Raw genomic sequence first — 26,645 nt, 5'->3', positions numbered from 1 at the left:
GCATGTTCACCACGCGGCCGGAAATCCTGGGCACCTTCGGCGTGGTCACGTCCACGCACTGGCTCGCGAGCCAGGCCGGCATGAGCCTGCTCGAACGCGGCGGCAACGCGTTCGACGCGGCCGTGGCGGCCGGTTTCGTGCTGCAGGTCGTCGAGCCCCACCTGGTGGGGCCGGCGGGTGAAGTGCCCATCGTGTTCCATTCGGTCCGCACGGGCCGCACCGAGATGCTGTGCGGCCAGGGTCCCACGCCGGCGGGCGCCACGTTGGCGCATTACCAGTCGCTCGGGCTGGACCTGATCCCCGGCAACGGCCTGTTGCCGGCCGTGATTCCGGGCGCGTTCGATGCCTGGATGCTGATGCTGCGCGACCACGGCACGCTCAGCGTGCGTGACGCGCTCGAGCCGGCGATCTATTACGCGGAACACGGTCACGCGCTGATGCCGCGCATCAGCAACACGATCGCGAGCCTCAAGGATTTCTTCGAGGCGCACTGGCCCACGACCGCCGAGGTCTATCTGCCGGGGGGCGCGGTGCCCGAGGCGCGCAAGCTGTTCCGCAATCCGCGGCTGGCGCAGACCTGGCGGCGCGTGCTGAGCGAGGCCGAGGCGGTGGGAGGCGACCGCGAGCGCCAGATCGATGCCGCGCGCGATGCCTTCTACCGCGGCTTTGTCGCCGAAGAAATCGATCGCTACGCGCGCAACACCGAGGTCATGGACGAAAGCGGGCGGGCGCACCGCGGTGTGCTCACGGCCGCCGACATGGCGGGCTGGTCCGCCACCTACGAAACGCCGCTCACGTACGACTATCACGGCTACACCGTCGCCAAGGCCGGCGCCTGGAGCCAGGGGCCGGTATTTCTGCAGACGCTGGCGCTTCTCAAAGGCACCGATCTCGGCGCGACGGGCCCGGCCAGTGCCGAGTTCGTGCATCGCGTCACCGAGGCCATGAAGCTGGCGTTCGCCGATCGCGAGGCTTACTACGGCGACCCGGCCTTCGTCGACGTGCCGCTCGAGGCGCTGCTTTCCGATGCGTACAACGCCGAGCGGCGTGCGCTGCTGGGCGAGACGGCGTCGCACGCATTGCAGCCCGGCATCGTGCCCGGCTTCGAGGCGCAGGTGGCGCGCGTGATGGATACCCTGGCGCGGCTGTCCAAGGTAACGCAGATCGGTGCGGCCTCGAACGAGCCGACCATGGCCGACATGCGCGCCTCCGCCAAGCGCGGCGACACGACGCACGTCGACGTGATCGACCGTTGGGGCAATATGGTGTCGGCCACGCCGTCGGGGGGCTGGTTCCAGTCGTCGCCGGTGATCCCGGGCCTGGGCTTCGGTCTGAACACGCGTGCGCAGATGTTCTGGCTGGTGCCCGATCTGCCGTGCACGCTGGCGCCGGGCAAGCGTCCGCGCACCACGCTCACGCCGTCGCTCGCGTTGCGCGATGGCGCGCCCTACATGGTGTTCGGCACGCCGGGCGGCGATCAACAGGAGCAATGGCAGTTGCAGCTGTTCCTGCGCCACGTCCACCACGGCCTGAATCTGCAGGAGGCCATCGACCTGCCGATGTCGCACACGATGCACTTCCCGACCTCGTTCTATCCGCGCGACCGCAAGCCCGGCCATCTGGCCGTGGAGAGCTCGTTCGGGGCCGACGTGATCGCGGATCTGCGCGCGCGCGGGCACCACATCGAAGAGGTGCCCGAATGGACCGTCGGCCGCCTCACCGCGGCCAGCCGCGATCCCGACGGCCTGCTCCATGCGGCCGCCACGCCGCGCCTGATGCAGGCGTACGCGGTCGGCCGTTGAGGGCTCGTGGAGTCGGCGGATGGGCGAGGGATCGCCTGTCCGCCCGTTTGGGCGCATGACGCAGGGCGGTGCCTTCAGGGCCGCCTCGTGCGCTCGAGGCTGCGCGGGTTTCAGTGGCAATCCGCGTGATACAGCCGGCGCATGGCCGCCAGATCCAGCAGCTTCACGTGCCGCTGGCGAATCGCCAGCAGGCCGGCGTCCGCCAGGCGCGAGAACAGGCGGCTCACCGTCTCGAGCGTCAGGCCCAGGTAGCTGCCGATATCCTCGCGCGTCATGCGCATGTTGAATTCCGAGGCCGAGTAGCCGCGCGCTTCCATGCGTTGCGACAGGTCGATCAGAAAGGCGGCCAGCCGCTCCTCCGCGCGCATCGATCCCAGGCGCACCATCATGGTCTGGTCCTGCGTCAGCTCCTTGCCCAGCGCGCGCAGAAAGCGCAGTTGCAGGGCGGGCATCTCCGTCGCGAGCGCCTGCAGGTCGGCCAGCCGGATCACGCACACCTCGCTGTCTTCGAGCGCCGTGGTATCCGCGGTGTGATGCAGATCGGCCAGCCCGTCCAGCCCCAACAATTCGCCCGGCAGATGAAAGCCCATGACCTGGGCGTGTCCCTCCGACGTGGAAAGGTGCGTCTTGAAGGTGCCGATGCGCACGACGTACACCTCGTTCATCGGGTCGCCCGTGCGATACAGCGCCTGGCCTTTCTCCACGCGCCGTCGCTCGTGCACCAGCGCTTCGACCTGGCGCAGATCCTGCGTCGAAGGCAGGTCGGGAAGCAGGCCCGCCGTGTGCAGGCAGCGCGGCGTGACGTCATCGAACGGGAGAGGGGACAGCATGATCGTTCCTTCGAGGGCGGGCGCGCCAGGCGCGCCCTGGTTATCTGTCGCGTGCGGTGCGTGTGCCGGCACGCAGGTATCGGTGCGCGGCCGCCGTTGCCGGCGCCGCGCACCCGCCGGTCACGGGCTCGCTCAGTGCGCGGCCTGCGTGGCCGGCTGCAGCGCGTTCTCGAACAGCACGTTGTTCTCCAGATGAATGTGTTCCATCAGGTCTTCGCGGAAGGCGCGCAGGCCGAGATACAGCGCGCGCCAGGTGTTGCAGGCGGCGCGCGGCAGCGTGATGCCGTCGGTCAGCGCCTCCATGCGGCGCAGGTCCTCGCCGCAATCGTCGTGCTCCATGCGCATCACGGCGATCGGCGCGCCGGCCATGATGCCCATGCCGCGCGAGAGCATGGGGAACAGCACCTGTTCCTCTTTCTGCATGTGGCTTTCGAGCTCCTGCTGCATGTCGCGCAGCAGGTCGGCCAGGCCGACCGGGCATTCGGGCCGGTCGCCGTGGACTTCTTCCACACGGCGGGCCAGCCGGATCAGCTCGGGCAACTGCTCGCGATGCTTGTCGTGAAAGCGCACCAGGATGTAGTCGATCAGCTCCGAGGCGCTCGCGCGGCTCCAGTCGTGTTGGGGCGGGGGCGTTTCCGCCAGCGCCTGCAGGCGCGCCTCGATGACGCCGGCATCCACGCCCAGGGTGTGGGCGGCTTCGCGCAGCGTGTGCTTGCCGCCGCAGCAGAAGTCGAGCTTGTAGTCGTGAAACACGCGGGTGGCGCCGGGAATGCGGCGGGCCAGTTCGCCCAACGATCGGTCTTGCATGCTCATGGTGTGCTCCTTGGTGAGGGGATACCTTGAACAAAGCGAAATCCGTGCCAGTTCACGATCGCTATGGAATCAATGGCTTAGCTGGATGCAGGGTGTTTTTTACCCAGTCTGGTTCGGGTGTTTTTCACCATGCAGGGTTATATTGACCCGATCGAGGCATGGTGCCTGCCGATCCGGGTGAACCCAACCATGATGACCGAACTGCTGCTGGCCGATTTCGTGGCCGACCTGCCGCCGGGCGTGCGCCTGCAACGGCTGGTGGTGAGCCTGCGGGCGCACTTTCGCGCCGGGGCCTGTGCCCTGCTGCGCCTCGAGGGCGAACATCTCAAGCCACTCGCGGTCGATGGCCTGGCCGACGACGCGCTCGGCCGCCGGTTCGTCGTGGCGCAGCACCCCCGCCTTTCCGCGATCCTGGCGCAGCAGGGCGTGACGCGCTTTCCGGCCGATAGCGGTCTGCCCGATCCCTACGATGGTCTGATCGAGCATCACGAGGGCGAGCCGCTCTCGGTCCACGATTGCATGGGCGCGAGTCTGTACGTCGAGGGCCGGCTGGCCGGCGCGCTCACGCTCGACGCCCTCGATGCCGGCGCGTTCGCGCCCGGCGCGCGCGAGGAGCTCGAAGCGCTGCTGCCCGCTGTCGAGGCCGCGCTGCGCGTCAGCCGCCTCGAAGAAGAGATCCGTGCGCTGCGCCTGGCCCGCGCCAAGGAGCCCGCGCTGCATATCGTGCGCGGCGACGAGGAGATCATCGGTGCGAGCGAGGCCATCACCGCGTTGCTGCACGAGATCGCGGTGGTCGCGGATTCGGAGCTGCCGGTGCTGTTGCTGGGCGAGACGGGCGTGGGCAAGGAGCTGTTCGCGCACCGGCTGCATCGCCTCTCGCGCCGGCGCGCCAAGCCGCTCATCCATGTCAATTGCGCCGCGCTGCCCGAGTCGCTGGCCGAAAGCGAATTGTTCGGTCATGCTAAGGGCGCGTTCTCGGGCGCGAGCAGCGAGCGGCCGGGCCGCTTCGAGGCGGCGCACGGCGGCACGCTGTTTCTCGATGAGGTGGGCGAACTGCCGCTGGCGATCCAGGCCAAGCTTCTGCGCACGCTGCAGAACGGCGAAATCCAGCGGCTGGGATCGGACGTGCCGCGTCAGGTCGACGTGCGCGTGATCGCGGCCACCAATCGCAATCTGCGCGATCACGTGCGCGATGGCACGTTTCGCGCCGATCTCTACCACCGGCTCTCGGTCTATCCGATCGCGATTCCGCCGCTGCGCGAGCGCGGGGGCGACGTGCTGCTGCTGGCCGGCCGCTTTCTCGAACTGAACCGCGCCCGGCTCGGACTGCGCGCACTGCGCCTGTCGCACGATGCCGAGCAGGCCTTGCGCCGCTACGCGTGGCCGGGCAACGTGCGCGAGCTCGAACACGAGATCAGCCGCGCCGCGCTCAAGCGCGTGAGCCGGGGCACCGGCCGCAACGAGATCGTCACGCTCGAGGCGGAGCTGTTCGATCTGGACGGCATGGGGCAGGCCGCGCCGCCCGCCCGCGTGGTGCCGGACGGCGTCACGGCGCCAGCGACTTCGGGCGCGCCTGCCGTGCGGCTGCGCGACGCGGTCGAGGCGTGCGAGCGCGCGTGCGTCCGGGAAGCGCTTGCCGCGCACGAGGGCAACTGGAGCCGCGCCGCGCGCCAACTCGGCGTGGATCCCAGCAATCTGCACAAGCTGGCCCGCCGGCTCGGGATCGCGCGCGAGGATTGAGCCGGCGCGTTCGTCAGCGTCCCCGTTTGATGCGGGTCGCGCCCCGTCGGACTTAACGTAGAATGCGAACCATTCTTGATGACTGCGGGCGTCCGAGCCTGCTGCGGGACCTCCATGCACGGCCCAGCTTCCCCTGTCAGTTCCTCCCCGTCTCATGAGATCGACCGGCTTTATCGCGAGCACCACGGCTGGTTGGCCGGCTGGCTGCGCGGCAAGCTGGGCAACGCCGGTGACGCGGCCGACCTCGCGCAGGACACGTTCGTCAGGGTGCTGCAGGCCCGCCGCCGTGCGACACAGGAAGAGGTGCGGGGCGGCGATGCGTCCGGCGGGTCGCGCGCGCTGCTGGTGCACATCGCCAAGGGCCTGATGGTCGACCATTGGCGCCGTCAGACCGTCGAACGCGCGTACCTCGATGCCTTGGCGGCCCTTCCGGCGCCGCAGGCGCCGTCGCCGGAGTGCCGCGCGCTCATTCTCGAAACCCTGATTCGTATCGACGCCGCGCTCGAAGCCTTGCCGGCGCGCACGCGCGAGATCTTCCTGCTCGCGCAGTTCGACGGGCTCAAGTACGAAGCCATCGCCAGCCGTTTATCGGTGTCGCTGGCCACCGTCAAACGTCATATGCAGACGGGCTTCGTCGCCTGCCTGGCGGTCGCATGAGCGCGGCGGCCGGCGTGTCGGAGGCGGTGCTGCGTCAGGCCGCCGAATGGCTGGTGCAGCTGCAATGCGGCGAATTGCATGGCGAGCAGGCGCGCGCGTTCGAGGCGTGGCGCGCCGCCGACCCCGCGCATGCGCAGGCCTGGAGCCGCGCGCAGGGCCTGCTGGCGCAGTTCGAGCAAGTGCCCGCACCGGTGCTGCGCGACGCTGCGCGGCTGCGCTCGGAGCGGCGCCGGCTGCTGCGCGGTCTGGCGTGGCTCGCCGTGGCGGCGCCCGCCGGGTGGGCGGGCAGCCGGCAGGTGCCGTGGCAGGCGTGGTCCGCCGATCTGCGCACCGCGACCGGCGAGATCCGCAGCGTGGCGCTCACCGACGGTACCGAGCTGGTGCTGGGCACGGCCACCGCGCTCGACGTGCGTTATGGGCCCGACGAACGCCTGCTCTGGCTGCGTGCCGGCGAAATCATGATCCAGACCGCGCCGGACCCCGCCGGTCGGCCCTTCGTGGTGCGCACCGCGCAGGGCAGGCTGCGGGCGCTGGGCACCCGGTTCACGGTGCGCGGCGATGGCGCCAGGACCTGGGTGGCGGTGTTCGACGGGGCTGTGGAAGTCAGCCCGACGCAGGGCGCGCCGCATGTGTTGCAGGCCGGCGAGGCGCTGGATCTGGATGACACCGGCGCCGGCCGAGTCGCGGCTGCCGACGAGGCGGCAGCGGCCTGGACGCGCGGCATGCTGGCGGTGCACGACCGCCCGTTAGGCGAGGTGGTGGCCGAGCTGGCGCGCTACCGCCCCGGCGTCCTGCGCTGCGATCCGGCGATCGCGGACCTGCCGGTGTCCGGTGCGTTCCCGTTGCGCGATACCGACGCGAGCCTGGCCCTGCTCGCACAGACGCTGCCGCTGCGGGTGGTGCGCATCACCCCCTACTGGGTGACGGTGCGACCCGTGCGCGGCGCGTGAGCCTTTTTTCGATCTCGTCCGGTATGCAAGGAAATCACCGGCTGCGCGCGTCTGGCGCGCGCGCCGATTTCCCACGGATTCTCTGCTGACGGATCGCGCACCATGAAAGGCCCTGCCGCTGTATTTCCCCTGGACGCCCTGCGTTCGAGTCTGCTCGCGCTCGCTATCGCCACTGCCCTGACCCCCGGGGTTCAGGCCCAGACGCCGGCCGCGTCCGCGGCGCGCCAGGCCTACCACGTGCCCGCCGGATCGCTGGGCCAGGCCCTGGCGCGGTTCGCCGCGGCGACCGGCACGCCGCTGTCGTTCGATCCCGCCGTCGTCGCGGGGCGGCGCAGCGCCGGGCTGGACGGCGTGTACGGGGTGCAGGACGGCTTTGCCGCGCTGCTGGCAGGCAGCGGTTTCGTGCTCGCGCCTTCGGGTTCGGGCTACACGCTGCGGCCCGTGCCACGCGAAGGCGAGGCGGCCGTCCTGCCGACGGTGACCGTGGCGGGCAGTACGCCCGGCGCGCTGCCCGAGCTCTTCACCGGCGCGCAGGCCGCGCGGGGCGGCCGGGTGGGCCTGCTGGGCAATCGCGACGTGATGGACACGCCGTTCAACCAGACCACCTACACGGCCCAGATGCTGGCCGATCGGCAGGCCACCACGCTGGGCGAGGCGCTCAACGCCGACCCCTCGGTACGCTTCACCGGCCAGATCGGCGGCATCACCGATTCGTTCTATATCCGCGGCTTTCCGATCGGCGAAGGCAATCTCGGCGAGATCGCGTTCGACGGCGTCTATGGCATCGCGCCCAACTATCACGTCTTCACCGACTACATCGAGCGCGTCGACGTGCTCAAGGGCCCCGGCGCGCTGCTGTACGGCATGTCGCCCAACAGCGGCGTGGGCGGTGTGGTCAACATGGTGCCCAAGCGCTCGTTGCCGGACGACCTGAGCCGCGTGACCGCCGACTACCTGTCGCAAGGGCAGTGGGGCGGCCGGGTCGATCTGAGCCGGCGTTTCGGCGACGACCGCGAATGGGGCGTGCGGCTGAACGGCATGCACCGGCAGGGCGCCACGCCGCTGGACAATCAGCGTTCCCGCACCGACCTGGGGGCGCTTGCCCTGGATTACCGTGGTGCGCGCCTGCGCGCCACGCTCGACGTCATCCTGCAGAACGAAAAGATCGACGCGCCGACGCGGCCGATGCTGGTGGCGGGCGGCCTGCAGGTGCCCGAGGCGCCGGACGGCCGCCGCAACGTCACGCAGCCGTGGGGCTGGTGGACGTCGGACAGCCAATCGGCGCTGTTGCGGCTGGAGTACGACGTGACCGACGCGTTGACCGTGTTCGCCGATGCCGGCGGCTCCACGATCGATATCGCGCGCCTGAGCGACCAGACGCCGCAGATCCTCAACGCGCGCGGCGATACCGTGGCCACGCCCAGCTACTTCAAGTTCGAGGTGGATCGGGCAACCTACAACGCCGGTGCCCGCGCGCGCTTCGACACCGGCCCGGTGAGCCATAACCTGTCGGTGCAGGGTTCGCTGTACGACGACCAGGTGGCACAGGCCAGCCGCGCGGGCACGCCGGTCTTTTCCAATATCTACGAGCCGATCAGCCGGCCGCGCCAGTCGATCGCGGCTCCTGCGCTAGTGCCGAAGGTCTCGTCGTCGCAGCTGGGCGGCATTGCCCTGGCCGACACGCTCGGCGTGCTCGACGATCGCGTGCAGCTCACGCTGGGGCTGCGTCATCAGCGCATCGAGTCGAGCAATTTCGCGGCGACCGGCGCGCGCACGGTGCATTACGAGAAGAGCGCGACGACGCCGCTGGCGGGTCTCGTGCTCAAGCCCTGGAGCAATGTGTCGCTGTATGCGAACTACATCGAAGGCCTGAGCAAGGGCGATATCGCGCCCGCCACCGCCAGCAATGCGGGCGAGGTCTTCGAGCCTTATAAGTCGCGTCAACGCGAGGTCGGCATCAAGGTCGACTTCGACGACGCCGTGGTCAGCCTGTCGGCGTTCAACCTGAGCAAGCCCAGCGGCCAGCTCAGCAACGGCGTGTATGCCGCCGACAGCGAGCAGCGCAATCGCGGCCTGGAGCTCAACGTGATGGGCGAAGTCGCGCCGGGCGTGCGCCTGCTGGGCGGCGTGACCTGGCTCGACGCCGAGCTCACGCGCACCAGCAATCCGCTGACGCAGGGCAACCGCCCGGTCGGCGTGCCGCGCCGCATGGCGAGCCTGGGCGCGCAATGGGATCTGCCCTGGGTGCAAGGGCTGACGCTGCTGGGCAACTTGGTGTACACGGGGCAGGAGTACGTGAACCAGGCGAATACGCAGTCGGTGCCGTCGTGGACCACGGTCGACGTCGGCGCACGCTACCGCCTGCGCGTGCAGGATCGCGACGTGACGCTGCGCGCCACGGTGGCCAACGTGTTCAATCGAGGCTACTGGTCCGGCGTGGCGTCGTACAGCACGATCTCGCAGGGGGCGCCGCGTACGTTCATGCTGTCGGCGTCGGTCGACTTCTGAGCGCGGGGCATGCGGTGGCTGCGCTCGCCGCGGCGGCGTGAGGCGCCGGGGCTCGCGGCCCGGCGTTGCCCCTTGCCAGACCGCGTGAGGCCTCAGCCGGCGTGCCAGCCGTAGTACACGTCCAGGGCGTCGGCGTGTTCTTCGACGAAGCCGCATGCGAGATAAAAGGCATTGGCCCGGCTGCCGCGCAGGGCGTTCAGGCGCAGCGGCAAACCCGCCATCCGCGCCTGTGCCTGCAACGCCTGCATCACGCTGCGGCCATGCCCCTGGCCGCAGTGTCGCGGCCACAGATAGAAGTGCTTGAGGTGCAGCGCGTCGTCTTCGGGTTGCAGCACATAAAAGCCGATGCGTTCGGCCGGCGTTTCGATGTGGCGCGCATACTCGGGCACGAAGCCCTCGATCAGCCGCCGGCGCGCGCGCTCCGGGTCGAAACGGCCCAGCGCCTCCAGACTCTCCCGCATCGCCGCCACGCGCAGCTCCGCCAGCGCGGGGAGGTCATCGAGCGAGACGGGCGCGTAGTGCAGAGCAACGTGGGACATGATGAGGGCGACGGACGGGTGAGGCGCCGAACGTGGCGCGGCAGCTCTTTTTACCGCGTCGGTCCGGCCATGGAAAGCGCGGCCATGGCATCGCCCGCCCCGTCACCGGCACGAGGGCAGGCACCCCGCTTTGCGATGTGCGTATCGCATAAGCGCAGCGTCAGGGCTAGAATGACTCATCGAGTCCGGGACCCATTGCCATGCCTTTGCCCCAAGGCTATCTCCAGATGATCGCGACGCATCTGAACGCGCCGTATGGTGCGATTCTGACGGCGGCGGACGTGCGGGACGCGCTGCGTGCCGGCACGTTGCATGGCCTCGCGATCAGCGCCCTTGGCAAGGAATTGATTGCGAGCATGTATGTCGAGCTGCAGCCCGAGATCATCGGTTGCGCAAGCTACGAGGCGGGCGTCAACCTCGAAGAGGCGCAATCGCTGTATGCGCATGTCCGCAGCGAATGGGCCGTACCTCGCGTGGCAATGTGGGAAGAGGCACTGGCGGGAGTGCTGTGATGGCGATCTCCGACGCCGCTATCGCGGAACACCGCGCGCAAGGGCCGTGGCGCGAGCTGGAGCCTTTTATCGCGCACTGAGCGGCACATCCGATCGACACTCAGGCTGACGCGGCGGCGCCGCTGCCTTCGCCGTACACCTCGCGCGCGAGCGTGAGCCAGGCCTGGGCGGCGTGCGACAGATAGCCTTCCGCGCGCCAGATCAGCATCATCTCCCATAGCGCATCGCGCGGATCGAGCGGCACCTGCCGCACGCCGGGCTGGCGCCGTTCGCGCGCCACGAGCTGCGGCAGAAAGCCCACTCCCATGCCCGACGCGACCAGCGCGCTGATGAAGTCCGTCTGGCCGCTGCGCGCGGCCACCGTGGGCGTGAAGCCGGCGCGCTCGCAGGCGGCGAGCAGCACATGGTTGAGCGCGAAGCCCGACTCGAACAGGATGAAAGGCGTGTCGCGCAGTTGCGCGAGGCGCAGACGCCGGCTGCGGGCGAGCGGGTGGTCGGGCGGCAGCAGCACCACCATGGGCTCGCGCGCCACGGCCTGAAAGGCAAATTGCGGCGGAATGGGCGCGAGTGTCGCGCCGAGCTCGATGTCGCCGCTGCTCACCATGTCTTCGAGACGGCGGCTGCCGTGCTCCGACAGATGGATCTCCACGCCCGGATAGCGGCGGCGAAAGCGCGCGAACAGCGGCGCGAACAGCAGATTGCTGCCCAGCGTGGGCAGGCCCAGACGCAAGGTGCCGCGCCGCAGCCCGCGCAGCTCCTGCAGCTCCGCGATCAGGTCGTCGCGTCCGGTCAGCATCGTCTGTGCGCGGCCGTACACGATCTCGCCGGCCGGCGTGAGGCGGGGCGGCTGGGCCTGACGGTCCAGTAGCGGCATGCCGATCTCGTCCTCGAGCTGGCGCACGGCTTTGCTCACCGTGGGCTGCGTGGCATGGATCGCGCGGGCGGCCTGCGAGAAACCGCCTTGCTTGACCACTTCGACAAAGGCTCTGAGGGCGCGCAGATCCATGAGGCAAACCTTGAGTGAGGGGCTGATTCCCGGCTATTCCAATTTTGAATGGCCCGGATTCTGAGAATTCATTTTATCTATGCCGTTCACAGGCGTACAACAGGGGCTGCGGCGCTTTCCATGCCGGCATAGAAACCGGCCAGCACGCATTGTCTGGAGTTTTTGTTGTGAAGTTGTCCCGTCATCGGATTCTGGCGCGCAGCGCGTGGCGCCGCAGCCGTGCGCTGCAGATCGGCCTGATCGCGGTCTTCGCCGCGGCGGGCCAGTGGGCCGCGACCGCGCTGGCCCTGCCCATCCCCGGGGGTGTGATCGGTCTGGCGCTCGTGCTCGTGCTGCTCGGCACGGGGTGGTTGCGCCCCACGCACATCCGCCGTGGCGCCAGCTGGCTGCTGGCCGAAATGCTGCTGTTCTTCGTGCCGGCCGTGATGTGCCTGCTCGACCACGGCGAGCTGCTCGGTCTGTTGGGCCTGAAGATCGCCGCGATCATCGTGCTGGGCACCTTGCTGGTCATGGGCAGCACGGCGCTGGTGATCGACCTCTGCTATCGCTGGATGAACCGCCATGCATCCTGACCTGAGCCTGTTCTTCTGGCCGGTCGCGACGGTGCTGGCCTACCTCTGCGCGCGCACCGTGTACCAGCGGCTGGGCTATTGGTGGACATCGACGCTGGTGCTGGCGCCGGCGCTGCTGCTCGCGCTGGCCGTCTGGCTGCACGCGGGCTACCGCGACTACATGAGCGGCAGCCACTGGCTGATGGCCATGCTCAGTCCGGTGATCGTGTCGTTCGCGCTGCCGCTGTATCAAGAGCGTGCGCTGATCCGCCGCTACTGGCCCATCCTGTTGGTGGGCGTGGTGGTCGGCAGCACCATCGCGGGCTTCTCGGCCTGGCTGCTGGCGAGTTGGCTGCACCTGCCCGACGACGTGCGCCTGAGCCTCGTGCCCCGGTCCGTCGCCACGCCGTTCGCCATGACGGTGTCGGGCAATCTGGGCGGCATCCCCGATCTCACGGCCGTGTTCGTGATCCTGACCGGCGTCTGCGGCGCGGCCATGGGCCAGATCGTGCGGCGCGCGCTGCCGCTGCGCTCATCGCTCGCGCGCGGCGCGTTGTTCGGCATGGGCGCGCACGGCGCCGGCGTGGCCAAGGCGCGCGAGCTCGCCGCCGATGAAGGCTCGATCGCCGGGCTCGTGATGGTGTTGGCCGGCCTGGCCAACGTGCTGGTGACACCCGGCATCGCGTTCCTGCTGACGGCTTGAGGCTATGTCGCCGCGGCAGGCTTAACGAGGGCCGGCGCGCGGTGTACAGTGGGTCATCCCGCCCCGCGGGCCACTCCTGTCGAAGAGGTGCAACATGGTCGTATCGGTCGGTCGTGCAGCAGCAAGGCAAGGATTCCGCCGTTTCCCCGCGTTCTCATCGGCCTGGGCCGCGCTGGCCCTGGCGGCCGCGCTCGGCGCGGGCATCGCGCCACGGGCGCAGGCCGCCGGCGATCTGGGCTCGGCCAAGACCCTCGTGGCCAAGCACAAGCTCGGCGCCGGCATGAAGGTCATGGCGTTCGCCGCCGCCGCCCGCACCGACACCTACGCGAATCTGGTCAAGGCCGCGGGCCCCGACCGCGCGCAGGCGGCCGTCGTCGAGCAGCTCAACGCGCTCGAGCCCAAATATCAGCCCGCGTGGGACGCCAATCTGGCGCAGGCCTACACCCGCCATTTCAGTACCGCCGAGCTCAAGTCGATCGCCGCCAAGGGCACCGACTCACCGGATGCCGGCAAGTTCGCCGAACGCGGCAACAGCGTGGGCGCCGACATGATGCAGTTGTCGGCGCCGTTGCTCTCCGAGATGGTGACCGAGGCCCTGGTACGCGCCGCCGCCCAGCTGCAGCAGCAGGGCGGCATGAAGAAACCCTGAAGCACGGCGCGCGCTGGCGCGGCCTGCCCGCATGCCAGCGCCGGGGTGCGCCCCTCACCGGGCGGCCGGCAGGCGGCCGCTCCAGGAGTCATGTCATGGAATGGAAGGTTTACAAGAGCGGTTGGATTGGCGAGCGCAACTTCGAGGTCCAGACCTGCGAAGACGAAGACGGATATATGTCACGCGCAACCATTCTCGGCTTTCCGCCGCTCGAAGTGCTGGATCAACCCTTTCCGAACGAAGAGCTGGCCGTCAAGGCAGCACTCAAGCGCCTCGCCGAAGAGTTCGACGAAGAGCCGCGGTTCGAGTGATCGCTAGGCGGCGCGCGCGGCCGCGCCGGTGGCCGCCCGCGCCGGCTCGTGTTCGATCAACACACCGAATGCCGCGCCGAGCTGACGCGCGCCGTTGCGCGACACCCGCAGCGCGCGCGAGTCCAGTTCGCGCGTGACCCAGCCGCGCGACAGCAGCAACTGCAGCAGGCCCGCGCCCAGCGCGCCGCCCAGATGCGGCCGGCGCACGCTCCAGTCCATGCACGCACAGGCCTGACGGCGGCGCTTGCGCGCCATCGTGTCGAGATCCAGGCCCAGGTCGCGCAGCCGCTGCGCGCCGACCGCGGTCACGAGATAACTGCCATCGCCTTCGGCAAGCCAGCCCTGCGCCCACATCGCGTCGTGCAGGCTCACGGCCACCGTGCCCGCCATGTGGTCATAGCAGGTGCGCGCATGCAGCAGGTGTTGCGGCGTGGACGGCACGAACGGCGTGCGCGGCACGCCGGCCACCACGAGCAAGGCCTCCAGCGCGCTGGCCACTTCCGGGGTGGCCAGCTGGAAATAGCGATGCTTGCCCTGCACCGTGAGCGAGACGAGCCCCTGGTCGCGCAGCCGCTGAAAGTGGCTGCTGGCCGTGGACGCGCCGATGCCGGCCACCACGGCGAGCTCGGTGGCGGTGCGGGCGCAACCATCGAGCAGGCAGCAGAGCATGCGTGCCCGCGCGGGGTCGGCGATGGCCGCGGCCACCTGGGCGATACGTTCGTCGGCAGGAAGTGCATCCATGGTTCGCTCCAGGTCGAAGTGTGCATGTGACAGCCGCAGGATACTGCGCGCATCTCATCTCTCACAAGGACTTCGGCCATGGATCCGAGCGCCATTCCCGCCACCGCCGCGCGCGCGCCGCGCCGCTTTTTCGGCCCCACGGTGCTGACCGCCACCTTCGTGCTGGCGGTGTTCGGCTGGGGTGTCGGCTTTTACGGCCCGCCCGTGTATCTGCAGTCGGTGGTGGCGCGCACCGGCTGGAGCGTCACGCTGGTCTCGGCGATGGTGACGCTGCATTTTCTGGCGGGGGCGCTGGTCGTGGCGCGGCTGCCTCGCCTGTATCGCCGCTTCGGCGTGCCCACGGTCACGCTGACCGGGGCGGTGTTGCTGGCGGTCGGCGTGACGGGTTGGGGGCTGGCCGCGTCGCCCGCCGCGCTGGCCGTGGCCGCGCTCGCCAGCGGCGTGGGCTGGGTGGCGCTCGGCGCCGCGGCCGTGAATGCGCTGATCTCGCCCTGGTTCGCCGCGCGCCGCCCCTGGGCGCTGGGCGTGGCCTATAACGGCGCGAGCGTCGGCGGCATCATCTTCGCGCCGCTGTGGGTGGCGCTGATCGCGCAGCTCGGTCTGGCCGGCGCCGGCCTGGCGGTCGGCCTGACCATGGTCGCCGTGATCGCACTGTTGGCCCGTCAGGTGTTCCGCCACACGCCGGCCAGCCTGGGCCAGGAGGCCGATGGCGGCGCCATGCCACGCGGACCGGGCGGCGCGATAGCGACGCCGGACGCACGCATGCCACCCCGGCCGGGCGCCGCGCTGGCGCCGCCGGACGCACGCACGTCACCCGCCAGCCGTGCGCCGCTGACCTCGCCCTGGCGCGAGCGACGCTTCCTCACGCTCTCGCTCGGCATGGCGCTGGGCCTGTTCGCGCAGATCGGCCTGATCGCGCAACTCTATGGATGGCTGGCCTTGCGCATCGGTAACGATCGCGCCGGCTGGCTGATGGGGGCGGCCACGGCGGCGGCCATCGCCGGGCGCATGGTGGCCGCGCGGCTGCTCGGGCCCGGCGCCGATCGCCGCAACGTGGCCTGCGCCGCCTATGCAGTCCAGGCGTTCGGCGTGGCGCTGCTCGTGGCCTGCGCGTGGGGCGTGCTCGCTCATCCCGCCTGGCTCGTGACGGGGGTGCTGCTGTTCGGTTCGGGCATCGGCAACGCGACCTCCCTGCCGCCGCTGATTGCGCAGACGGAGTTCACGCCGGCCGACGCGGCGCGAGCGGTGCCGCTCATCGTGGCGGTGTCTCAGGGCGCCTACGCGTTCGCGCCCGCCGTGTTCGGCCTGGGCATCGGGCTGCTCGCCCCGGGGGGCTGGTTGCTGTGCGCCATGCTGCTGCAGGCGCTGTCGATTGCCTTGTTCGCCTCGGGCCGGCAGCGGCCCGCGCGGGCCTGACGGAAGGCCGGGCCCATCCAGGCCGGGCCTATCCAGGCGGGGCCCATCCACGCCGGACAGAACAGCACGATGCGGTGCAGTATGCTCTGGCCTTCCGTTTTCGACTTCCTGCCTGTTCAGCCCATGTCCCATTTTCCTTTCGATGCCGTGTTGTTCGACTGCGATGGCGTGCTCGTGGATTCCGAGCCCATCACCAACCGCGTGCTGTCCCAGATGCTGGGCGAGCAGGGCTGGCGCATCACGCCCGAAGAAACCATGCGGATCTTCACGGGCAAGGCGGTGCGCGATGAACTGCCGCTGATCGAGGAACGCACCGGCAAGCGCCTGACCGACGACTGGATTCTCGAGTTTCGCGCGCGCCGCAACGCCGCGCTCGATAGCGAACTGAACGAGATCCCCGGTGCGCCGGCCGCGGCCAAGCGTCTGCACGAGCAACTGGACGGCCGCATCGCGGTCGCGTCCGGCGCCGATCGCAAAAAGGTCGAGCTGCAACTGGCCAAGGTGGATCTGGCCGATACGTTTGCCGGCCGGGTCTTCAGCGGCCAGGAAATGCCGCGCAGCAAGCCGTTCCCCGACGTGTATCTCGAAGCCGCCCGCGCTCTCGGCGTGGACCCGGCGCGCTGCGCCGTGATCGAGGACACGGTCACCGGCGCCACGGCCGGCGTCGCGGCGGGCGCGACGGTGTTCGGTTACAGCCCCGACGCGCTCGGTCACAGCGCCGCGGACGCGCTGCGCGCCGTCGGCGTGGCGCACGTCTTCACTAATATGGACGATCTGTTCGGCCTGTTGCGCGACTGGCAACCCGCCCGGGCCTGAGCGGCCGCCGAGCCGGGGCCGGCGTCCCGGCCGTGGCCCCAGTCGCGTGCAGCCATCGCGCGGGCGCGCGCGGCCAGGTGCGTCCCCAAAAAACTTGGGTCGGACGGATTCACCTACAATGGGCGCTCGCCACCGTTATCGACGCGATGCCCGCTGTTGCGTGCATTTTCGCAATCGGCCCGCATCGCGCCGGGTCCCGCCACGCGGGGCCGTCAGGCCGGATGCGCTCGTGTCCCCGCCTTCACCCCGGTCTTATGCTCGGTAGTTCTGCGATCTCGTTCCTGCGTACCCTGTGCAGTCTGCGCTGGCTGGCCATTGCCGGGCAGGCCGTCACGGTGCTGGTGGCGAGCGACCTGCTGGGCCTGCCGTTGCCGTTGCAGCCGCTCTGGCTCGGCGTTGGCGCGCTGATCACCTTCAATATCTACGCCAGCCTGCGCCTGCGCCGCACGCTCGACCTCTCTTATGGCACGGCGTTCGCCCACCTGTTGGTCGACATGGTGGTGCTGGCCTGGATGGTGGGCTGGAGCGGCGGGCTGACCAATCCGTTCGGCACGATGTTCCTCGTGCTGATCGCGCTGGCCGCCTTCGCGCTGCCGCGCAACTGGGCCTTCGCGGCGGCGCTGGCGAGCCTGACCGGCTACACGGCGGCGGCGGTGTTCGGCCAGCCGCTGGCCGGCACGCCCAATACCTATTTGCTGCTGCTCTATGGTCTGGGCGCCAACTTCCTGATCTCGGCGGCCGTGGTGCTGTATTTCTCGACCCGCCTGGCGAGCGACCTGCGGGTGCGTGAGCGCGAGCTGGCCCTGCTGCGCGAGCGCTTCACACGCAACGAGGGCATCGTCGCGCTCGCCACCCACGCGGCGGCCATGGCGCACGAGCTCAACACGCCCCTGGCGACCATGACGCTGCTGGCCGACGAAATCGCCGCCGAGGTCGAGGAACCCGAGGTGCGCGCGGACGTCGAAACCCTGCGCGAGCTGCTCACGCTGTGCCGCGAGCGCATCCGCAATCTGGCCGTGCCCACGGAGGTCGATCTGGTGCGCGTGGTGGGGCAGTGGCGCCTGGTGCGTCCGACCATCGATCTGCGTCGCACCGGTACCCTGCCGCCGACGTTGCGCGTCGAGCCCTCGATCGCGCACCTGCTGCAGGCGCTGCTCAACAACGCGGCCGACGCGGGCGAGCAGGCGGGCGATCCGCGCATCGATCTGCATCTGGAATACCGCGATGGCGCGCTCAAGGGCGAGGTGCGCGACCATGGCCGGGGCTTCGACCCCGACCACACCGTGCTGCCGGCCACCACGCTGTTCCACAGCGGGAAGCCGGATGGCCTCGGGGTAGGATTGGCACTGTCCCATGCGACAGTAGAACAACTGGGCGGAGAAATGACGATCACGGCTGCCGAAGGCGGCGGCGCGTGCATCCGTTTCTACCTGCCCCTCGAAGGTTCGGGAACTTAGACGAGATGGATCCCTCTGAATACGGTCTGTTGATCGACGACGACGAGCTGTACGTGCGCACGTTGCAACGCAGCCTGGCGCGCCGTGGCCTCGAAACCCGCGTGGCGTGCGACATCGCCGAGGCGCTCAAGGTCGCCGAAGAGATCCGTCCGGCCTTCGCGCTGGTGGATCTGCGGCTCGGCGAAGATTCCGGTCTGACGCTGATCCGCCCGTTGCGCGCCCTGCGGCCCGACATGCGCATCCTGCTGGTCACGGGCTACGCCAGCGTGGCCACGGCGGTCGAGGCGATCAAGCGGGGCGCCGACGACTATCTGCCCAAGCCGGCGACGGCGCCGATGATCCTGCGTACGCTCGGGCTGATGAAGCCAGAAACCGTTACGATTGAATCGACCATGACGCCATTGCACCGCCTAGAATGGGAGCACATCCAGCAGGCGCTGCATGAGTCCGGCGGCAACGTGTCCGCCGCGGCGCGACTGCTGGGCATGCACCGGCGCACGCTGCAGCGCAAGCTGATGAAAAAGCCCGGTCCCGAGCGCGAGTCCGTTCTCGACTGACTTTGCCGGATCGCGGCGCCAGGCCAACACCGTTTGTGCCGGCGGCCAGCGAGGGTGCGACATATTGCCGCACCCCGCACGCTCCCTACCGACCCGTCGGCTCGGGGCGGGCCCGCAAAATGCACCGTTTTGGTGCCCCATCCCATGATGCAGTGCGACGATCCGTCGCACCTGCCGCGCGATCTCCCTGGATACCATTCGAAAGTTTGCTGGTTTGCTGCGTCCGCGGTGAGCCCTCCTTTCCATCCATATCCAAGGCTGTACGTGAAACACCCCCACCTTGCGAATCTTGCGCGCGCCCTGGGCGTCGGCGCTGTCCTGCTGCTTCTCGGCGGCTGTTCGATGGAAGTCCTTTCTCCCAAGGGAGACATCGGCGTCCAGGAACGGAACCTGATCCTCATCGCGCTTGGTCTGATGCTGCTGGTCGTCGTGCCGGTCATCATCATGACGATCGTGTTCGCGTGGAAGTACCGCGCGTCGAACACGTCCGCGACCTACGATCCGAAGTGGTCGCACTCGACCAAGATCGAAATCGTCGTCTGGACGGTGCCGGTCATCATCGTGTCGATCCTGGCGTTCTTCACCTGGAAGTCGTCGCACGAACTCGACCCCTATCGTCCGCTCGTCTCCGACGTGAAGCCGATCAACATCGAAGTCGTGTCGCTGGACTGGAAGTGGCTGTTCATCTACCCGGACTACGACATCGCGACCGTCAACGAGATCGCGTTCCCCGTCGACACCCCGGTGAACTTCCGCATCACCTCGGCTTCGGTGATGAACACGTTCTTCATTCCGCAGCTCGGCAGCATGATCTATTCGATGGCCGGCATGGAAACGAAGCTGCATCTCAACGCGTTCGAGATCGGTTCGTACTTCGGCGTGTCGGGTAACTACAGCGGCGGCGGCTTCTCGGGCATGCGTTTCACGGCCCACGCCACCACCCCGCAGGATTTCGAAGCGTGGATCCAGAAGGCCAAGGCGTCCAACACGCCCATGACGCCCGATGTCTACGCAGCGCTGGCCAAGCCCAGCCAGAAGAATCCGGTGCAACTGTTTTCGAGCGCGCCCGTCGGCATGTTCGACAACATCGTGCACAACCAAATGACCCGGATCGCCGGCGTGGACTCTGCCACGTGCACGGCTACGTCCAACAATCTGATCGCCGCTGCGGAGTAATTGATGTTTGGGAAACTCTCCTTGGAGGCCATCCCGTTCCATGACCCCATCGTCATGGTTACGCTGGCCGCCGTAATACTGGGTGGTATTGCGCTGCTGGGCGCGATCACCTTCATGGGCAAGTGGAAGTACCTGTGGACCGAATGGCTCACGACGGTCGACCACAAGCGTATTGGTGTGATGTACATCCTGGTCGCGCTCGTCATGCTGCTGCGCGGCTTCGCCGACGCCATCATGATGCGTACGCAGCTGGCCGTGGCCTCTGCCGACTCCCCGGGCTTCCTGCCCCCGCATCACTACGATCAGATTTTCACCGCCCACGGCGTCATCATGATTTTCTTCATGGCGATGCCCCTCATCACGGGCCTGATGAACCTGGTCGTGCCGCTGCAGATCGGTGCGCGCGACGTTGCGTTCCCGTTCCTGAACTCGCTGAGCTTCTGGCTGTTCTTCGCCGGCGTCGTGCTGATCATGCTGTCGCTGTTCGTGGGCGAATTCGCCGCGACCGGCTGGCTGGCATATCCGCCGCTGTCGGGCCTGGACTACAGTCCAAGCGTGGGGGTGGATTACTACATCTGGGCGCTGCAGATATCAGGGCTCGGTACCACGCTGTCGGGTGTGAACTTCGTCGTCACGATCCTGCGCATGCGCGCTCCCGGCATGTCGCTGATGAAGATGCCCGTGTTCACCTGGACCTCCCTGGTGACCAACGTGCTGATCGTCGCCGCCTTCCCGGTGCTGGCCGCCACGCTGGCGCTGCTGACCGCCGACCGCTATCTGGGCACGCACTTCTTCACGAATGACGGTGGCGGCAATGCCATGATGTTCGTGAACCTGATCTGGATCTGGGGCCACCCCGAGGTGTACATCCTGATCCTGCCGTGCTTCGGCGCGTACTCGGAAATCGTCGCGACCTTCTCGCGCAAGACGCTGTTCGGCTACAAGTCGATGGTCTACGCGACCGCCGCCATTGGCGTGCTGTCGTTCCTGGTCTGGCTGCACCACTTCTTCACGATGGGTGCGGGCGCCAACGTCAACGCGTTCTTCGGTATCGCCACAATGATCATCTCCGTCCCGACCGGGGTGAAGATCTTTAACTGGCTGTTCACGATGTACCGCGGCCGCGTGCTGTTCTCGGTGCCGATCCTCTGGACCCTGGGCTTCATCATCACCTTCGTGATCGGTGGCATGACCGGCGTGCTGATGGCCATCCCCGCGGTGTCCTTCGTGCTGCACAACAGCCTGTTCCTGATCGCCCACTTCCACAACGTCATCATCGGCGGCGTGGTGTTCGGTTGTATCGCCGCGATCGTGTACTGGTGGCCCAAGGCCTTCGGCTTCACGCTCAACGAAAAGCTCGGCCGCTACTCGTTCTGGTGCTGGCTGGTCGGCTTCTACGTGGCCTTCATGCCGCTGTACGTGCTGGGCTTCAAGGGCATGACCCGTCGCCTGAACAGCTACGACAATCCGGAATGGCAGCCTTACCTGATCGTCGCCCTGGTGGGTGCCGTTCTGATCGCCCTGGGTATCTGGTTCTTCCTGATGCAGATCGTCGTCTCGATCCGCGACCGCAAGAAGAACGTCGACGTGACCGGCGATCCCTGGGATGGCCGCACGCTGGAATGGTCGATCGCTTCGCCGGCTCCGTTCTACAACTTCGCCGTCGTGCCGCACGTCGACTCGCTCGACCAGCACTGGGAAGACAAGGAAAACGGCGTCGCCTACAAGCGCCCGGCCAAGTACGAAGACATCCACATGCCGCGTAATACCGGTGCTGGCGTGTTCATGGGCGCCTTCGGCCTGGTCATGTGCTTCGCGCTGATCTGGCACATCTGGTGGCTCGCCATCGTGGGTCTGGTCGGCATGGTCGGCTCGTTCATCCGCCGCGCCTACGACCGCGATGTCGATTACTGGGTCCCCGCCGCCGAAGTCGAGCGGATCGAAAACGCCCATTTCAACGCCATGCAAAAGGCCGCCTGATCCATCATGACCAACGCTGTTGCCACTCACTCCCACGGTGCCCACGACCACGGTCATGAGCACCACGACGATGGATCCAAGACCGTTTTCGGTTTCTGGGTCTATCTGATGAGCGACCTGCTGATCTTCTCGGTCCTGTTCGCTACCTTCGCCGTGCTGTCCAACGCCACCGCTGGTGGCCCGCACGGCCGTGACCTTTTCGACCTGTCCTTCGTGCTGGTCGAAACCATGCTGCTGCTCGTGTCGAGCTTCACGTTCGGCGTGGCGATGCTCAACCTTTACGCGGGCAACCGCGGCAAGGTCATCGCCTGGCTGTGGATCACGTTCCTGTTCGGAGCGGGCTTCATCGCCATGGAAATCTATGAGTTCATGCACCTGATCCACCTGGACGCCGGTCCGGGCCGCAGTGCCTACCTGTCGGCGTTCTTCACGCTGATCGGCACCCACGGCCTGCACGTCACGGCCGGCCTGATCTGGATCCTGGTCATGATCGACATGGTCCGTCGCTACGGCCTGGATTCGATCAACAAGCGTCGTCTGGCGTGCCTGAGCCTGTTCTGGCACTTCCTGGACATCGTCTGGATCTGCGTTTTCACTTTCGTCTACCTGATGGGGGCCCTGTAATGTCGAGTCATGACGTTGCGGCCGATCACGGCCACACCAGCCACGGCAGCCTGAAGTCGTACATCATCGGCTTCATCCTGTCGATCATCCTCACCCTCGGTGCGTTCTATCTCGTGATGGACGGCGGCTTCAGCCGCGCCGTCGCGCTGATCGGCATCCTGGTCATGTGCGTGGCACAGTTGCTCGTGCAACTGGTGTTCTTCATGCACATGGGCACCAAGCCTGGCGGCGAGCGCGACAACCTCAGCACCTTCCTGTTCACCGTGATGATCATCGCGATCATCGTCGGCGGCTCGGTCTGGGTTCTGCACAACATGAACGCCAACATGCTGCACCCGATGCCCAACTGATCGGACTGCATGCACGGGAAAACGGCAGCGCGCGAGCGTTGCCGTTTTTTTTTGCCCGGCGGCCGTGCGTTGTGTCGTTTTGCGGTTGGTAATAAAAATCATTCCTATCTATAATGGCGGTCCGCGCGTTGTTTTCCCGGAGTTGCGCCATGCCTGTCCTCGACGATTACGAACACCTCAAGCGCGAGCACGCCGCGCTGCTCGCCAGCTATGGCCGCGTTCAGGCCCGCTGCTCGGCGATGCTGAACGCGCAGGCGCGCCGGATCGAGGCCTTGCAGGCCGAGACGATGCAGCTGCGCGCCGAGGTCATCATGCGCGACACCCGGCTCGCCTGGGCCGGCGCCGATCGGCAGGCGCTCGAAGCGGCCGTGCCGGGGCTGGCCCGGCGGGTCACGCTGGCGCGTCAGGTGGAGTATCTCGCTGGCCGGGTGCAATCGCTGGTGCGCGCGCGGCAGGTGCCGACCCTGGCCATGCCCGCGGTGCGCGTGAGCCGGGGGACGGCGGGCGCGGCTTGGACGGCCGCGGGCTTGCGTGCCGCCGTTACGCCGGCCGCCGGATCGCCGGCCGCCGGTACGCCGGCCGCCGGATCGCTTCCCGTCAGCAAATCCGTGTTGTGCATCGGGGGAGACGAAGGCACCACGCGGCTCGCGCGGGTGCTGGCCGAGCTGAGCGGCGCGCGGTTCCTGGCGATCGAAGGCGACGGGCGCGAGCACGCCGACCGGCCCCGCGACCCTCATGCCGGCGCGACCGGCGTGCCCCGCTCACCCGACGCAGTGCGAGACGATGCCCGGGCGTCTTCTACGGAACACGATCTCGAGGCTTGCCTCGACGCCGCCGACCTCGTCATCTGCCAGACCGGCTGCGTGAGCCACGGCGACTTCTGGCGCGTGCAGGATCACTGCAAGCGGCACGGCAAGCAGTGCCTGCTGGTCGATGATCCCACGGCCCTCGACGACACCCGGCAGGTCGTCCGCCTGCATCCGGCGCGGGCCCGGTCCGAGTAGGCCCTTGCGCCGCCAGTGTTCCATATGTGGGACGCTGCGACCGTTTTTGGGGGGCTACCGGCCGGAGCGCGCCGGCTTTATCGTTGATCCATGAACCACTGGACCCGTGCAGCGCACGGTCAGGAGCAACGATCATGAAGAAAGTATTGGGTACCTTCAGCGCGCCCCGCGCGCATTGGGTGGGCGACGGATTCCCCGTGCGTTCGCTGTTTTCGTATCAAACCCTGGGCCGTCAACTGAGCCCGTTCCTGCTGCTCGACTATGCCGGGCCGGCGCGTTTCGAGCCCGCGGATCAGCCGCGCGGTGTGGGCGTGCATCCGCATCGCGGCTTCGAGACCGTCACCATCGTGTATGACGGCGAGGTCTCGCATCGCGACTCGACCGGCGAGGGCGGCACGATCGGCCCGGGCGACGTGCAATGGATGACCGCCGCCAGCGGCATCCTGCACGAGGAGTTTCATTCGCCCGCGTTCACCGAGCGCGGCGGTCCGCTCGAAATGGTGCAGCTGTGGGTGAACCTGCCGGCGCGTGACAAGCGTGCCGCGCCGGGCTACCAGAGCATCACGGCGGACGAGATTCCGTCGGTCGCACTGCCGGACGGGGCGGGCACGCTGCGCCTCATCGCGGGTGAGCTCGACGGCACGCGCGGCGCCGCGCGCACCTTCACGCCGCTCAACGTCTGGGATGCGCGGCTGAACGCCGGCGGCGTGGCGCGGCTGCCGGTACCGGCGGGCCACAACACCGCGGTCGTGGTGTTGCGGGGCACGGTGTTGCTCAATCGCGAGCATGTGCTGCGCGACGCCCAGGTGGCCGTGCTGGAAGGCGCGGGCGAAGGGATCGAGCTGGAAGCCAACAACGACGCCCTGGTGCTGATCCTGAGCGGTGAGCCCATCGATGAGCCCATCGTCGGTCACGGTCCGTTCGTCATGAACACGCAGCAGGAGATCGTGGAGGCCATGCGCGACTTCAACGAAGGTCGTTTCGGCGACATGCGCGAAACGGTGGAAGCCGCGCACTGATTGCCCGGACTCGGGTCAGTGCAAAGCCGGTGGGCCAGAGCCCGCCGGCTTTTTTTTTATGCGTCGGGAATAATGATACTGGCGTCTCAAAGATAATGAATTTTCTCGACGGTTTTATTGCGGAATATTTCTTTTCGGCGCGTCGCGCGAGCCGGATTTGTGCATGTCATTATTTACGCCTGCAATGCAGCGCAAATTAATTCTGTTTGTCGGCGTTTACCCCCATACAGAATGCGGCGCGGGCCGTCGTTAATTGCGCGTATTAATCAGGGATGCCGCATCCGACGCGTTCATGCCAGTTGATGAGCGCGCGTGTTGCCGCAGGCCGTTATCAGTGGAAAGAACGACCCGGACCCCATCGCAGCACGGAAGTTCCCACCAAGAGACGCCATGAGGCGTCCATCGGGCCCAGGGTTGCACGCGAAAGTGGTTGTTGGCGAGAGGCGCCGGCGCAACCAGCCTCGCCCTCGGAGTCCGAATTGCGGAGTTCCTGGCACGGGAGAACACGATGCAATACTTTTCACTAGGCAGTCTGTTTCATCTAGGGCGGGATAAACGCGTCGACCTGCTCGGTCAGATCGGCGCATTGCACAAGGCCCAGGCCGTGATCGAGTTCGATCTGCAGGGTCATGTGCTGATGGCAAACCAGAATTTCCTGGATTTTTTCGGTTATCGGCTCGATGAAGTGCAGGGCCGGCATCACGGCATGTTCGTCGACCCCGCGGAACGCGAGTCGCCTGAATACGCGGCATTCTGGAAAAAGCTCTCGCAGGGCAATTTCGACGCGGGCCGGTATAAGCGATATACCAAAGATGGCCGCGAGGTTTGGCTGCAGGCCAGCTACAACCCGATTCACGATTCGCACGGTGAACCCTGGAAGGTGGTGAAGTACGCCACCGACATCACCGAGCAACAGGCGCGCAATGCCGATCTCGAAGGCAAGATGGCGGCCATCGAGAAAGTCCAGGCCGTGATCGAGTTCGAGCTCGACGGCACCATCATCGACGCGAACGATCTGTTCCTGGGTGCCATGGGCTACCGCCGCGAAGAGATCGTGGGCCAACACCACAGCATGTTCGTCCAGCCCGAAGAGCGCCGCAGTTCGGCCTATACCGAATTCTGGCGCCGGCTCGGCGCCGGCCAGCACGAGACGGGTCAGTATCTGCGCATCGGCAAGGGTGGCCGCAACGTGTGGATCGAGGCGAGCTACAACCCGATCCTCGACCCCGAAGGCCGTCCGTTCAAGGTCGTGAAGTACGCGACCGACATCACGCGCCGGTTCACGGCCGCGCAGACGCTGCGCACCGCGGTCGATGGCCTGACCGAGAACGCCGGCCGGGCCGCGCAGGCCAACGAGCTGGCGCAGGCCGCCTGCCAGGTGGCCGAGGAGGGCGGGCGCACGGTCGAGGACGTGGTGCGCACGATGGAGGCCATCACGGCCAGCTCGCGCAAGATCTCGGACATCATCGGCGTGATGGACGGCGTCGCCTTCCAGACGAATATTCTGGCGCTGAACGCGGCGGTCGAAGCCGCGCGCGCCGGAGCCCACGGCCGCGGCTTTGCGGTGGTGGCGGCCGAGGTGCGCAGCCTGGCGCAGAGCAGCGCGGCGGCGGCCAAGGAAATCAAGGCGCTCATCACGGCGTCGGTCGCGCAGATCGAGCGCGGCGCGGCCCAGGTCCAGTCCGCCGGCAGCACGATGGAGGAGATCGTGTCCTCCTCGCATCGGGTCACCGAGATCATGGCCGAGGTCGTGGAGGTCTCGCTGGCGCAATCCGCCACGCTGGCGGACGTGACCGACGATCTGACCCACAGCGATGTGGTCGTGGTGCCGCCGCGGCGGGAAACCTCGGCCGTCGTCCTGGAGATGCCGCGCCGCGTCGCAGCGCGCTAGCGTCGCGGCAGGTTCGTACCGTTGTTCCGTGCGGGGGCACGGT

Annotated in this window: 26 protein-coding genes; 21 read left to right on the top strand and 5 right to left on the bottom strand. The window is 67.9% G+C overall.

Features of this window, described 5'->3' with window-relative positions; genetic code table 11:
- Nucleotides 1-2: 2 nt before the first annotated feature.
- Complete coding sequence (locus tag CAL25_RS21055; protein WP_094803929.1) at nucleotides 3-1,802, top strand: gamma-glutamyltransferase family protein; 1,800 nt, start codon at nucleotides 3-5, stop codon at nucleotides 1,800-1,802.
- A 110-nt stretch (nucleotides 1,803-1,912) separates the two neighbouring features.
- Here the strand turns inward: CAL25_RS21055 and CAL25_RS21050 are convergent, their stop codons facing one another.
- Together CAL25_RS21050 and ytfE are read right to left on the bottom strand one after the other, a co-directional pair.
- A complete protein-coding gene (locus CAL25_RS21050; protein ID WP_094803636.1) occupies nucleotides 1,913-2,632 on the bottom strand; it encodes a helix-turn-helix domain-containing protein in 720 nt (239 codons plus the stop codon).
- A 132-nt stretch (nucleotides 2,633-2,764) separates the two neighbouring features.
- Nucleotides 2,765-3,445: an iron-sulfur cluster repair protein YtfE gene (gene ytfE / locus CAL25_RS21045; protein WP_094803634.1), complete on the bottom strand. Its 681-nt coding sequence runs from the start codon at nucleotides 3,443-3,445 to the stop codon at nucleotides 2,765-2,767.
- 189 nt (nucleotides 3,446-3,634) lie between these two features.
- Here ytfE and norR point away from each other — a divergent pair, with 189 nt between their 5' ends.
- The 4 genes from norR (at nucleotide 3,635) to CAL25_RS21025 (ending at nucleotide 9,300) form a co-directional block, all read left to right on the top strand.
- Nucleotides 3,635-5,185 (top strand): nitric oxide reductase transcriptional regulator NorR, encoded by a 1,551-nt coding sequence (norR, locus tag CAL25_RS21040; RefSeq protein WP_094803632.1) that lies wholly within the window; start codon nucleotides 3,635-3,637, stop codon nucleotides 5,183-5,185.
- A gap of 114 nt (nucleotides 5,186-5,299) precedes the next feature.
- The gene (locus CAL25_RS21035) at nucleotides 5,300-5,842 is read left to right on the top strand and encodes a sigma-70 family RNA polymerase sigma factor (RefSeq protein WP_094803630.1); all 543 of its coding nucleotides are present in this window, start codon (nucleotides 5,300-5,302) and stop codon (nucleotides 5,840-5,842) included.
- A complete protein-coding gene (locus CAL25_RS21030) occupies nucleotides 5,839-6,792 on the top strand; it encodes a FecR domain-containing protein (protein WP_094803628.1) in 954 nt (317 codons plus the stop codon). The genes CAL25_RS21035 and CAL25_RS21030 overlap by 4 nt, the downstream gene beginning before the upstream one ends.
- Before the next feature lie 102 nt (nucleotides 6,793-6,894).
- Nucleotides 6,895-9,300: a TonB-dependent receptor gene (locus CAL25_RS21025; protein WP_094803626.1), complete on the top strand. Its 2,406-nt coding sequence runs from the start codon at nucleotides 6,895-6,897 to the stop codon at nucleotides 9,298-9,300.
- Nucleotides 9,301-9,392: 92 nt separating this feature from the next.
- Here the strand turns inward: CAL25_RS21025 and CAL25_RS21020 are convergent, their stop codons facing one another.
- Entirely contained in the window at nucleotides 9,393-9,839 is a 447-nt protein-coding gene (locus CAL25_RS21020) for a GNAT family N-acetyltransferase (protein ID WP_094803624.1), read from the bottom strand.
- Nucleotides 9,840-10,039: 200 nt separating this feature from the next.
- Here CAL25_RS21020 and CAL25_RS21015 point away from each other — a divergent pair, with 200 nt between their 5' ends.
- Nucleotides 10,040-10,351, top strand: coding sequence for a hypothetical protein (locus CAL25_RS21015; RefSeq protein WP_094803622.1), 312 nt, complete (start codon nucleotides 10,040-10,042; stop codon nucleotides 10,349-10,351).
- Nucleotides 10,352-10,451: 100 nt separating this feature from the next.
- Here the strand turns inward: CAL25_RS21015 and CAL25_RS21010 are convergent, their stop codons facing one another.
- Entirely contained in the window at nucleotides 10,452-11,357 is a 906-nt protein-coding gene (locus CAL25_RS21010) for a LysR family transcriptional regulator (protein ID WP_094803620.1), read from the bottom strand.
- 167 nt (nucleotides 11,358-11,524) lie between these two features.
- Here CAL25_RS21010 and CAL25_RS21005 point away from each other — a divergent pair, with 167 nt between their 5' ends.
- From CAL25_RS21005 to CAL25_RS20990, 4 genes are all read left to right on the top strand, one after another.
- A complete protein-coding gene (locus CAL25_RS21005) occupies nucleotides 11,525-11,929 on the top strand; it encodes a CidA/LrgA family protein (protein ID WP_094803618.1) in 405 nt (134 codons plus the stop codon).
- Nucleotides 11,919-12,611: an LrgB family protein gene (locus CAL25_RS21000; RefSeq protein ID WP_094803616.1), complete on the top strand. Its 693-nt coding sequence runs from the start codon at nucleotides 11,919-11,921 to the stop codon at nucleotides 12,609-12,611. Before CAL25_RS21005 ends, CAL25_RS21000 begins: the two co-directional genes overlap by 11 nt.
- 94 nt (nucleotides 12,612-12,705) lie before the next feature.
- Nucleotides 12,706-13,260 (top strand): hypothetical protein, encoded by a 555-nt coding sequence (locus CAL25_RS20995; protein WP_094803614.1) that lies wholly within the window; start codon nucleotides 12,706-12,708, stop codon nucleotides 13,258-13,260.
- Nucleotides 13,261-13,355: 95 nt separating this feature from the next.
- A complete protein-coding gene (locus CAL25_RS20990) occupies nucleotides 13,356-13,571 on the top strand; it encodes a hypothetical protein (RefSeq protein ID WP_094803612.1) in 216 nt (71 codons plus the stop codon).
- Between the two features lie 3 nt (nucleotides 13,572-13,574).
- Here CAL25_RS20990 and CAL25_RS20985 read toward each other — a convergent pair whose 3' ends face one another.
- Complete coding sequence (locus CAL25_RS20985) at nucleotides 13,575-14,312, bottom strand: ArsR/SmtB family transcription factor (protein WP_094803610.1); 738 nt, start codon at nucleotides 14,310-14,312, stop codon at nucleotides 13,575-13,577.
- A 78-nt stretch (nucleotides 14,313-14,390) separates the two neighbouring features.
- On the opposite strand from CAL25_RS20985, the gene CAL25_RS20980 reads away from it, so the two are divergent.
- From CAL25_RS20980 to CAL25_RS20930, 11 genes are all read left to right on the top strand, one after another.
- Nucleotides 14,391-15,728 (top strand): MFS transporter, encoded by a 1,338-nt coding sequence (locus tag CAL25_RS20980; RefSeq protein ID WP_094803608.1) that lies wholly within the window; start codon nucleotides 14,391-14,393, stop codon nucleotides 15,726-15,728.
- Between the two features lie 123 nt (nucleotides 15,729-15,851).
- Nucleotides 15,852-16,544, top strand: a complete 693-nt coding sequence (locus tag CAL25_RS20975; RefSeq protein ID WP_094803927.1) for an HAD family hydrolase — start codon at nucleotides 15,852-15,854, stop codon at nucleotides 16,542-16,544.
- Between the two features lie 254 nt (nucleotides 16,545-16,798).
- Nucleotides 16,799-18,001, top strand: a complete 1,203-nt coding sequence (locus CAL25_RS20970; RefSeq protein WP_094803607.1) for an ATP-binding protein — start codon at nucleotides 16,799-16,801, stop codon at nucleotides 17,999-18,001.
- 5 nt (nucleotides 18,002-18,006) lie between these two features.
- Nucleotides 18,007-18,558, top strand: coding sequence for a response regulator transcription factor (locus CAL25_RS20965; protein ID WP_094803605.1), 552 nt, complete (start codon nucleotides 18,007-18,009; stop codon nucleotides 18,556-18,558).
- Nucleotides 18,559-18,822: 264 nt separating this feature from the next.
- On the top strand, nucleotides 18,823-19,734 hold the full coding sequence (gene cyoA, locus CAL25_RS20960; protein ID WP_094803603.1) for a ubiquinol oxidase subunit II: 912 nt from the start codon (nucleotides 18,823-18,825) through the stop codon (nucleotides 19,732-19,734).
- A gap of 3 nt (nucleotides 19,735-19,737) precedes the next feature.
- Nucleotides 19,738-21,714, top strand: a complete 1,977-nt coding sequence (cyoB, locus tag CAL25_RS20955; protein WP_094803601.1) for a cytochrome o ubiquinol oxidase subunit I — start codon at nucleotides 19,738-19,740, stop codon at nucleotides 21,712-21,714.
- Nucleotides 21,715-21,720: 6 nt separating this feature from the next.
- Complete coding sequence (gene cyoC / locus CAL25_RS20950) at nucleotides 21,721-22,338, top strand: cytochrome o ubiquinol oxidase subunit III (RefSeq protein WP_094803599.1); 618 nt, start codon at nucleotides 21,721-21,723, stop codon at nucleotides 22,336-22,338.
- Nucleotides 22,338-22,688, top strand: coding sequence for a cytochrome o ubiquinol oxidase subunit IV (cyoD, locus tag CAL25_RS20945; protein ID WP_094803597.1), 351 nt, complete (start codon nucleotides 22,338-22,340; stop codon nucleotides 22,686-22,688). Before cyoC ends, cyoD begins: the two co-directional genes overlap by 1 nt.
- 149 nt (nucleotides 22,689-22,837) lie before the next feature.
- Nucleotides 22,838-23,692, top strand: coding sequence for a DUF2325 domain-containing protein (locus CAL25_RS20940; protein ID WP_141217966.1), 855 nt, complete (start codon nucleotides 22,838-22,840; stop codon nucleotides 23,690-23,692).
- Between the two features lie 134 nt (nucleotides 23,693-23,826).
- Complete coding sequence (locus tag CAL25_RS20935; RefSeq protein ID WP_094803595.1) at nucleotides 23,827-24,711, top strand: pirin family protein; 885 nt, start codon at nucleotides 23,827-23,829, stop codon at nucleotides 24,709-24,711.
- Nucleotides 24,712-25,219: 508 nt separating this feature from the next.
- Nucleotides 25,220-26,602, top strand: a complete 1,383-nt coding sequence (locus tag CAL25_RS20930) for a methyl-accepting chemotaxis protein (protein WP_094803593.1) — start codon at nucleotides 25,220-25,222, stop codon at nucleotides 26,600-26,602.
- The last annotated feature ends 43 nt before the right edge of the window (nucleotides 26,603-26,645 follow it).

It is taken from the genome of Bordetella genomosp. 5 (assembly GCF_002261315.1).
In the GTDB taxonomy this organism is placed as follows: domain Bacteria; phylum Pseudomonadota; class Gammaproteobacteria; order Burkholderiales; family Burkholderiaceae_B; genus Bordetella.
This window is presented reverse-complemented; position numbering and strand designations above follow the sequence as displayed.

Bases quoted from the DNA above. Each gene is read 5' to 3' on its own strand.
- ytfE (WP_094803634.1), bottom strand. From the start codon at position 3,445: ATGAGCATGCAAGACCGATCGTTGGGCGAACTGGCCCGCCGCATTCCC.
- CAL25_RS20930 (WP_094803593.1), top strand. From the start codon at position 25,220: ATGCAATACTTTTCACTAGGCAGTCTGTTTCATCTAGGGCGGGATAAA.
- CAL25_RS21030 (WP_094803628.1), top strand. From the start codon at position 5,839: ATGAGCGCGGCGGCCGGCGTGTCGGAGGCGGTGCTGCGTCAGGCCGCC.
- CAL25_RS21015 (WP_094803622.1), top strand. From the start codon at position 10,040: ATGCCTTTGCCCCAAGGCTATCTCCAGATGATCGCGACGCATCTGAAC.
- CAL25_RS20940 (WP_141217966.1), top strand. From the start codon at position 22,838: ATGCCTGTCCTCGACGATTACGAACACCTCAAGCGCGAGCACGCCGCG.
- cyoD (WP_094803597.1), top strand. From the start codon at position 22,338: ATGTCGAGTCATGACGTTGCGGCCGATCACGGCCACACCAGCCACGGC.
- CAL25_RS20995 (WP_094803614.1), top strand. From the start codon at position 12,706: ATGGTCGTATCGGTCGGTCGTGCAGCAGCAAGGCAAGGATTCCGCCGT.
- cyoB (WP_094803601.1), top strand. From the start codon at position 19,738: ATGTTTGGGAAACTCTCCTTGGAGGCCATCCCGTTCCATGACCCCATC.
- CAL25_RS21000 (WP_094803616.1), top strand. From the start codon at position 11,919: ATGCATCCTGACCTGAGCCTGTTCTTCTGGCCGGTCGCGACGGTGCTG.
- CAL25_RS21025 (WP_094803626.1), top strand. From the start codon at position 6,895: ATGAAAGGCCCTGCCGCTGTATTTCCCCTGGACGCCCTGCGTTCGAGT.
- CAL25_RS20970 (WP_094803607.1), top strand. From the start codon at position 16,799: ATGCTCGGTAGTTCTGCGATCTCGTTCCTGCGTACCCTGTGCAGTCTG.
- CAL25_RS21055 (WP_094803929.1), top strand. From the start codon at position 3: ATGTTCACCACGCGGCCGGAAATCCTGGGCACCTTCGGCGTGGTCACG.
- CAL25_RS21050 (WP_094803636.1), bottom strand. From the start codon at position 2,632: ATGCTGTCCCCTCTCCCGTTCGATGACGTCACGCCGCGCTGCCTGCAC.
- CAL25_RS20975 (WP_094803927.1), top strand. From the start codon at position 15,852: ATGTCCCATTTTCCTTTCGATGCCGTGTTGTTCGACTGCGATGGCGTG.
- CAL25_RS20980 (WP_094803608.1), top strand. From the start codon at position 14,391: ATGGATCCGAGCGCCATTCCCGCCACCGCCGCGCGCGCGCCGCGCCGC.
- CAL25_RS21035 (WP_094803630.1), top strand. From the start codon at position 5,300: ATGCACGGCCCAGCTTCCCCTGTCAGTTCCTCCCCGTCTCATGAGATC.
- CAL25_RS21010 (WP_094803620.1), bottom strand. From the start codon at position 11,357: ATGGATCTGCGCGCCCTCAGAGCCTTTGTCGAAGTGGTCAAGCAAGGC.
- cyoC (WP_094803599.1), top strand. From the start codon at position 21,721: ATGACCAACGCTGTTGCCACTCACTCCCACGGTGCCCACGACCACGGT.
- CAL25_RS21020 (WP_094803624.1), bottom strand. From the start codon at position 9,839: ATGTCCCACGTTGCTCTGCACTACGCGCCCGTCTCGCTCGATGACCTC.
- norR (WP_094803632.1), top strand. From the start codon at position 3,635: ATGATGACCGAACTGCTGCTGGCCGATTTCGTGGCCGACCTGCCGCCG.
- CAL25_RS20990 (WP_094803612.1), top strand. From the start codon at position 13,356: ATGGAATGGAAGGTTTACAAGAGCGGTTGGATTGGCGAGCGCAACTTC.
- CAL25_RS20985 (WP_094803610.1), bottom strand. From the start codon at position 14,312: ATGGATGCACTTCCTGCCGACGAACGTATCGCCCAGGTGGCCGCGGCC.
- CAL25_RS20935 (WP_094803595.1), top strand. From the start codon at position 23,827: ATGAAGAAAGTATTGGGTACCTTCAGCGCGCCCCGCGCGCATTGGGTG.
- CAL25_RS20965 (WP_094803605.1), top strand. From the start codon at position 18,007: ATGGATCCCTCTGAATACGGTCTGTTGATCGACGACGACGAGCTGTAC.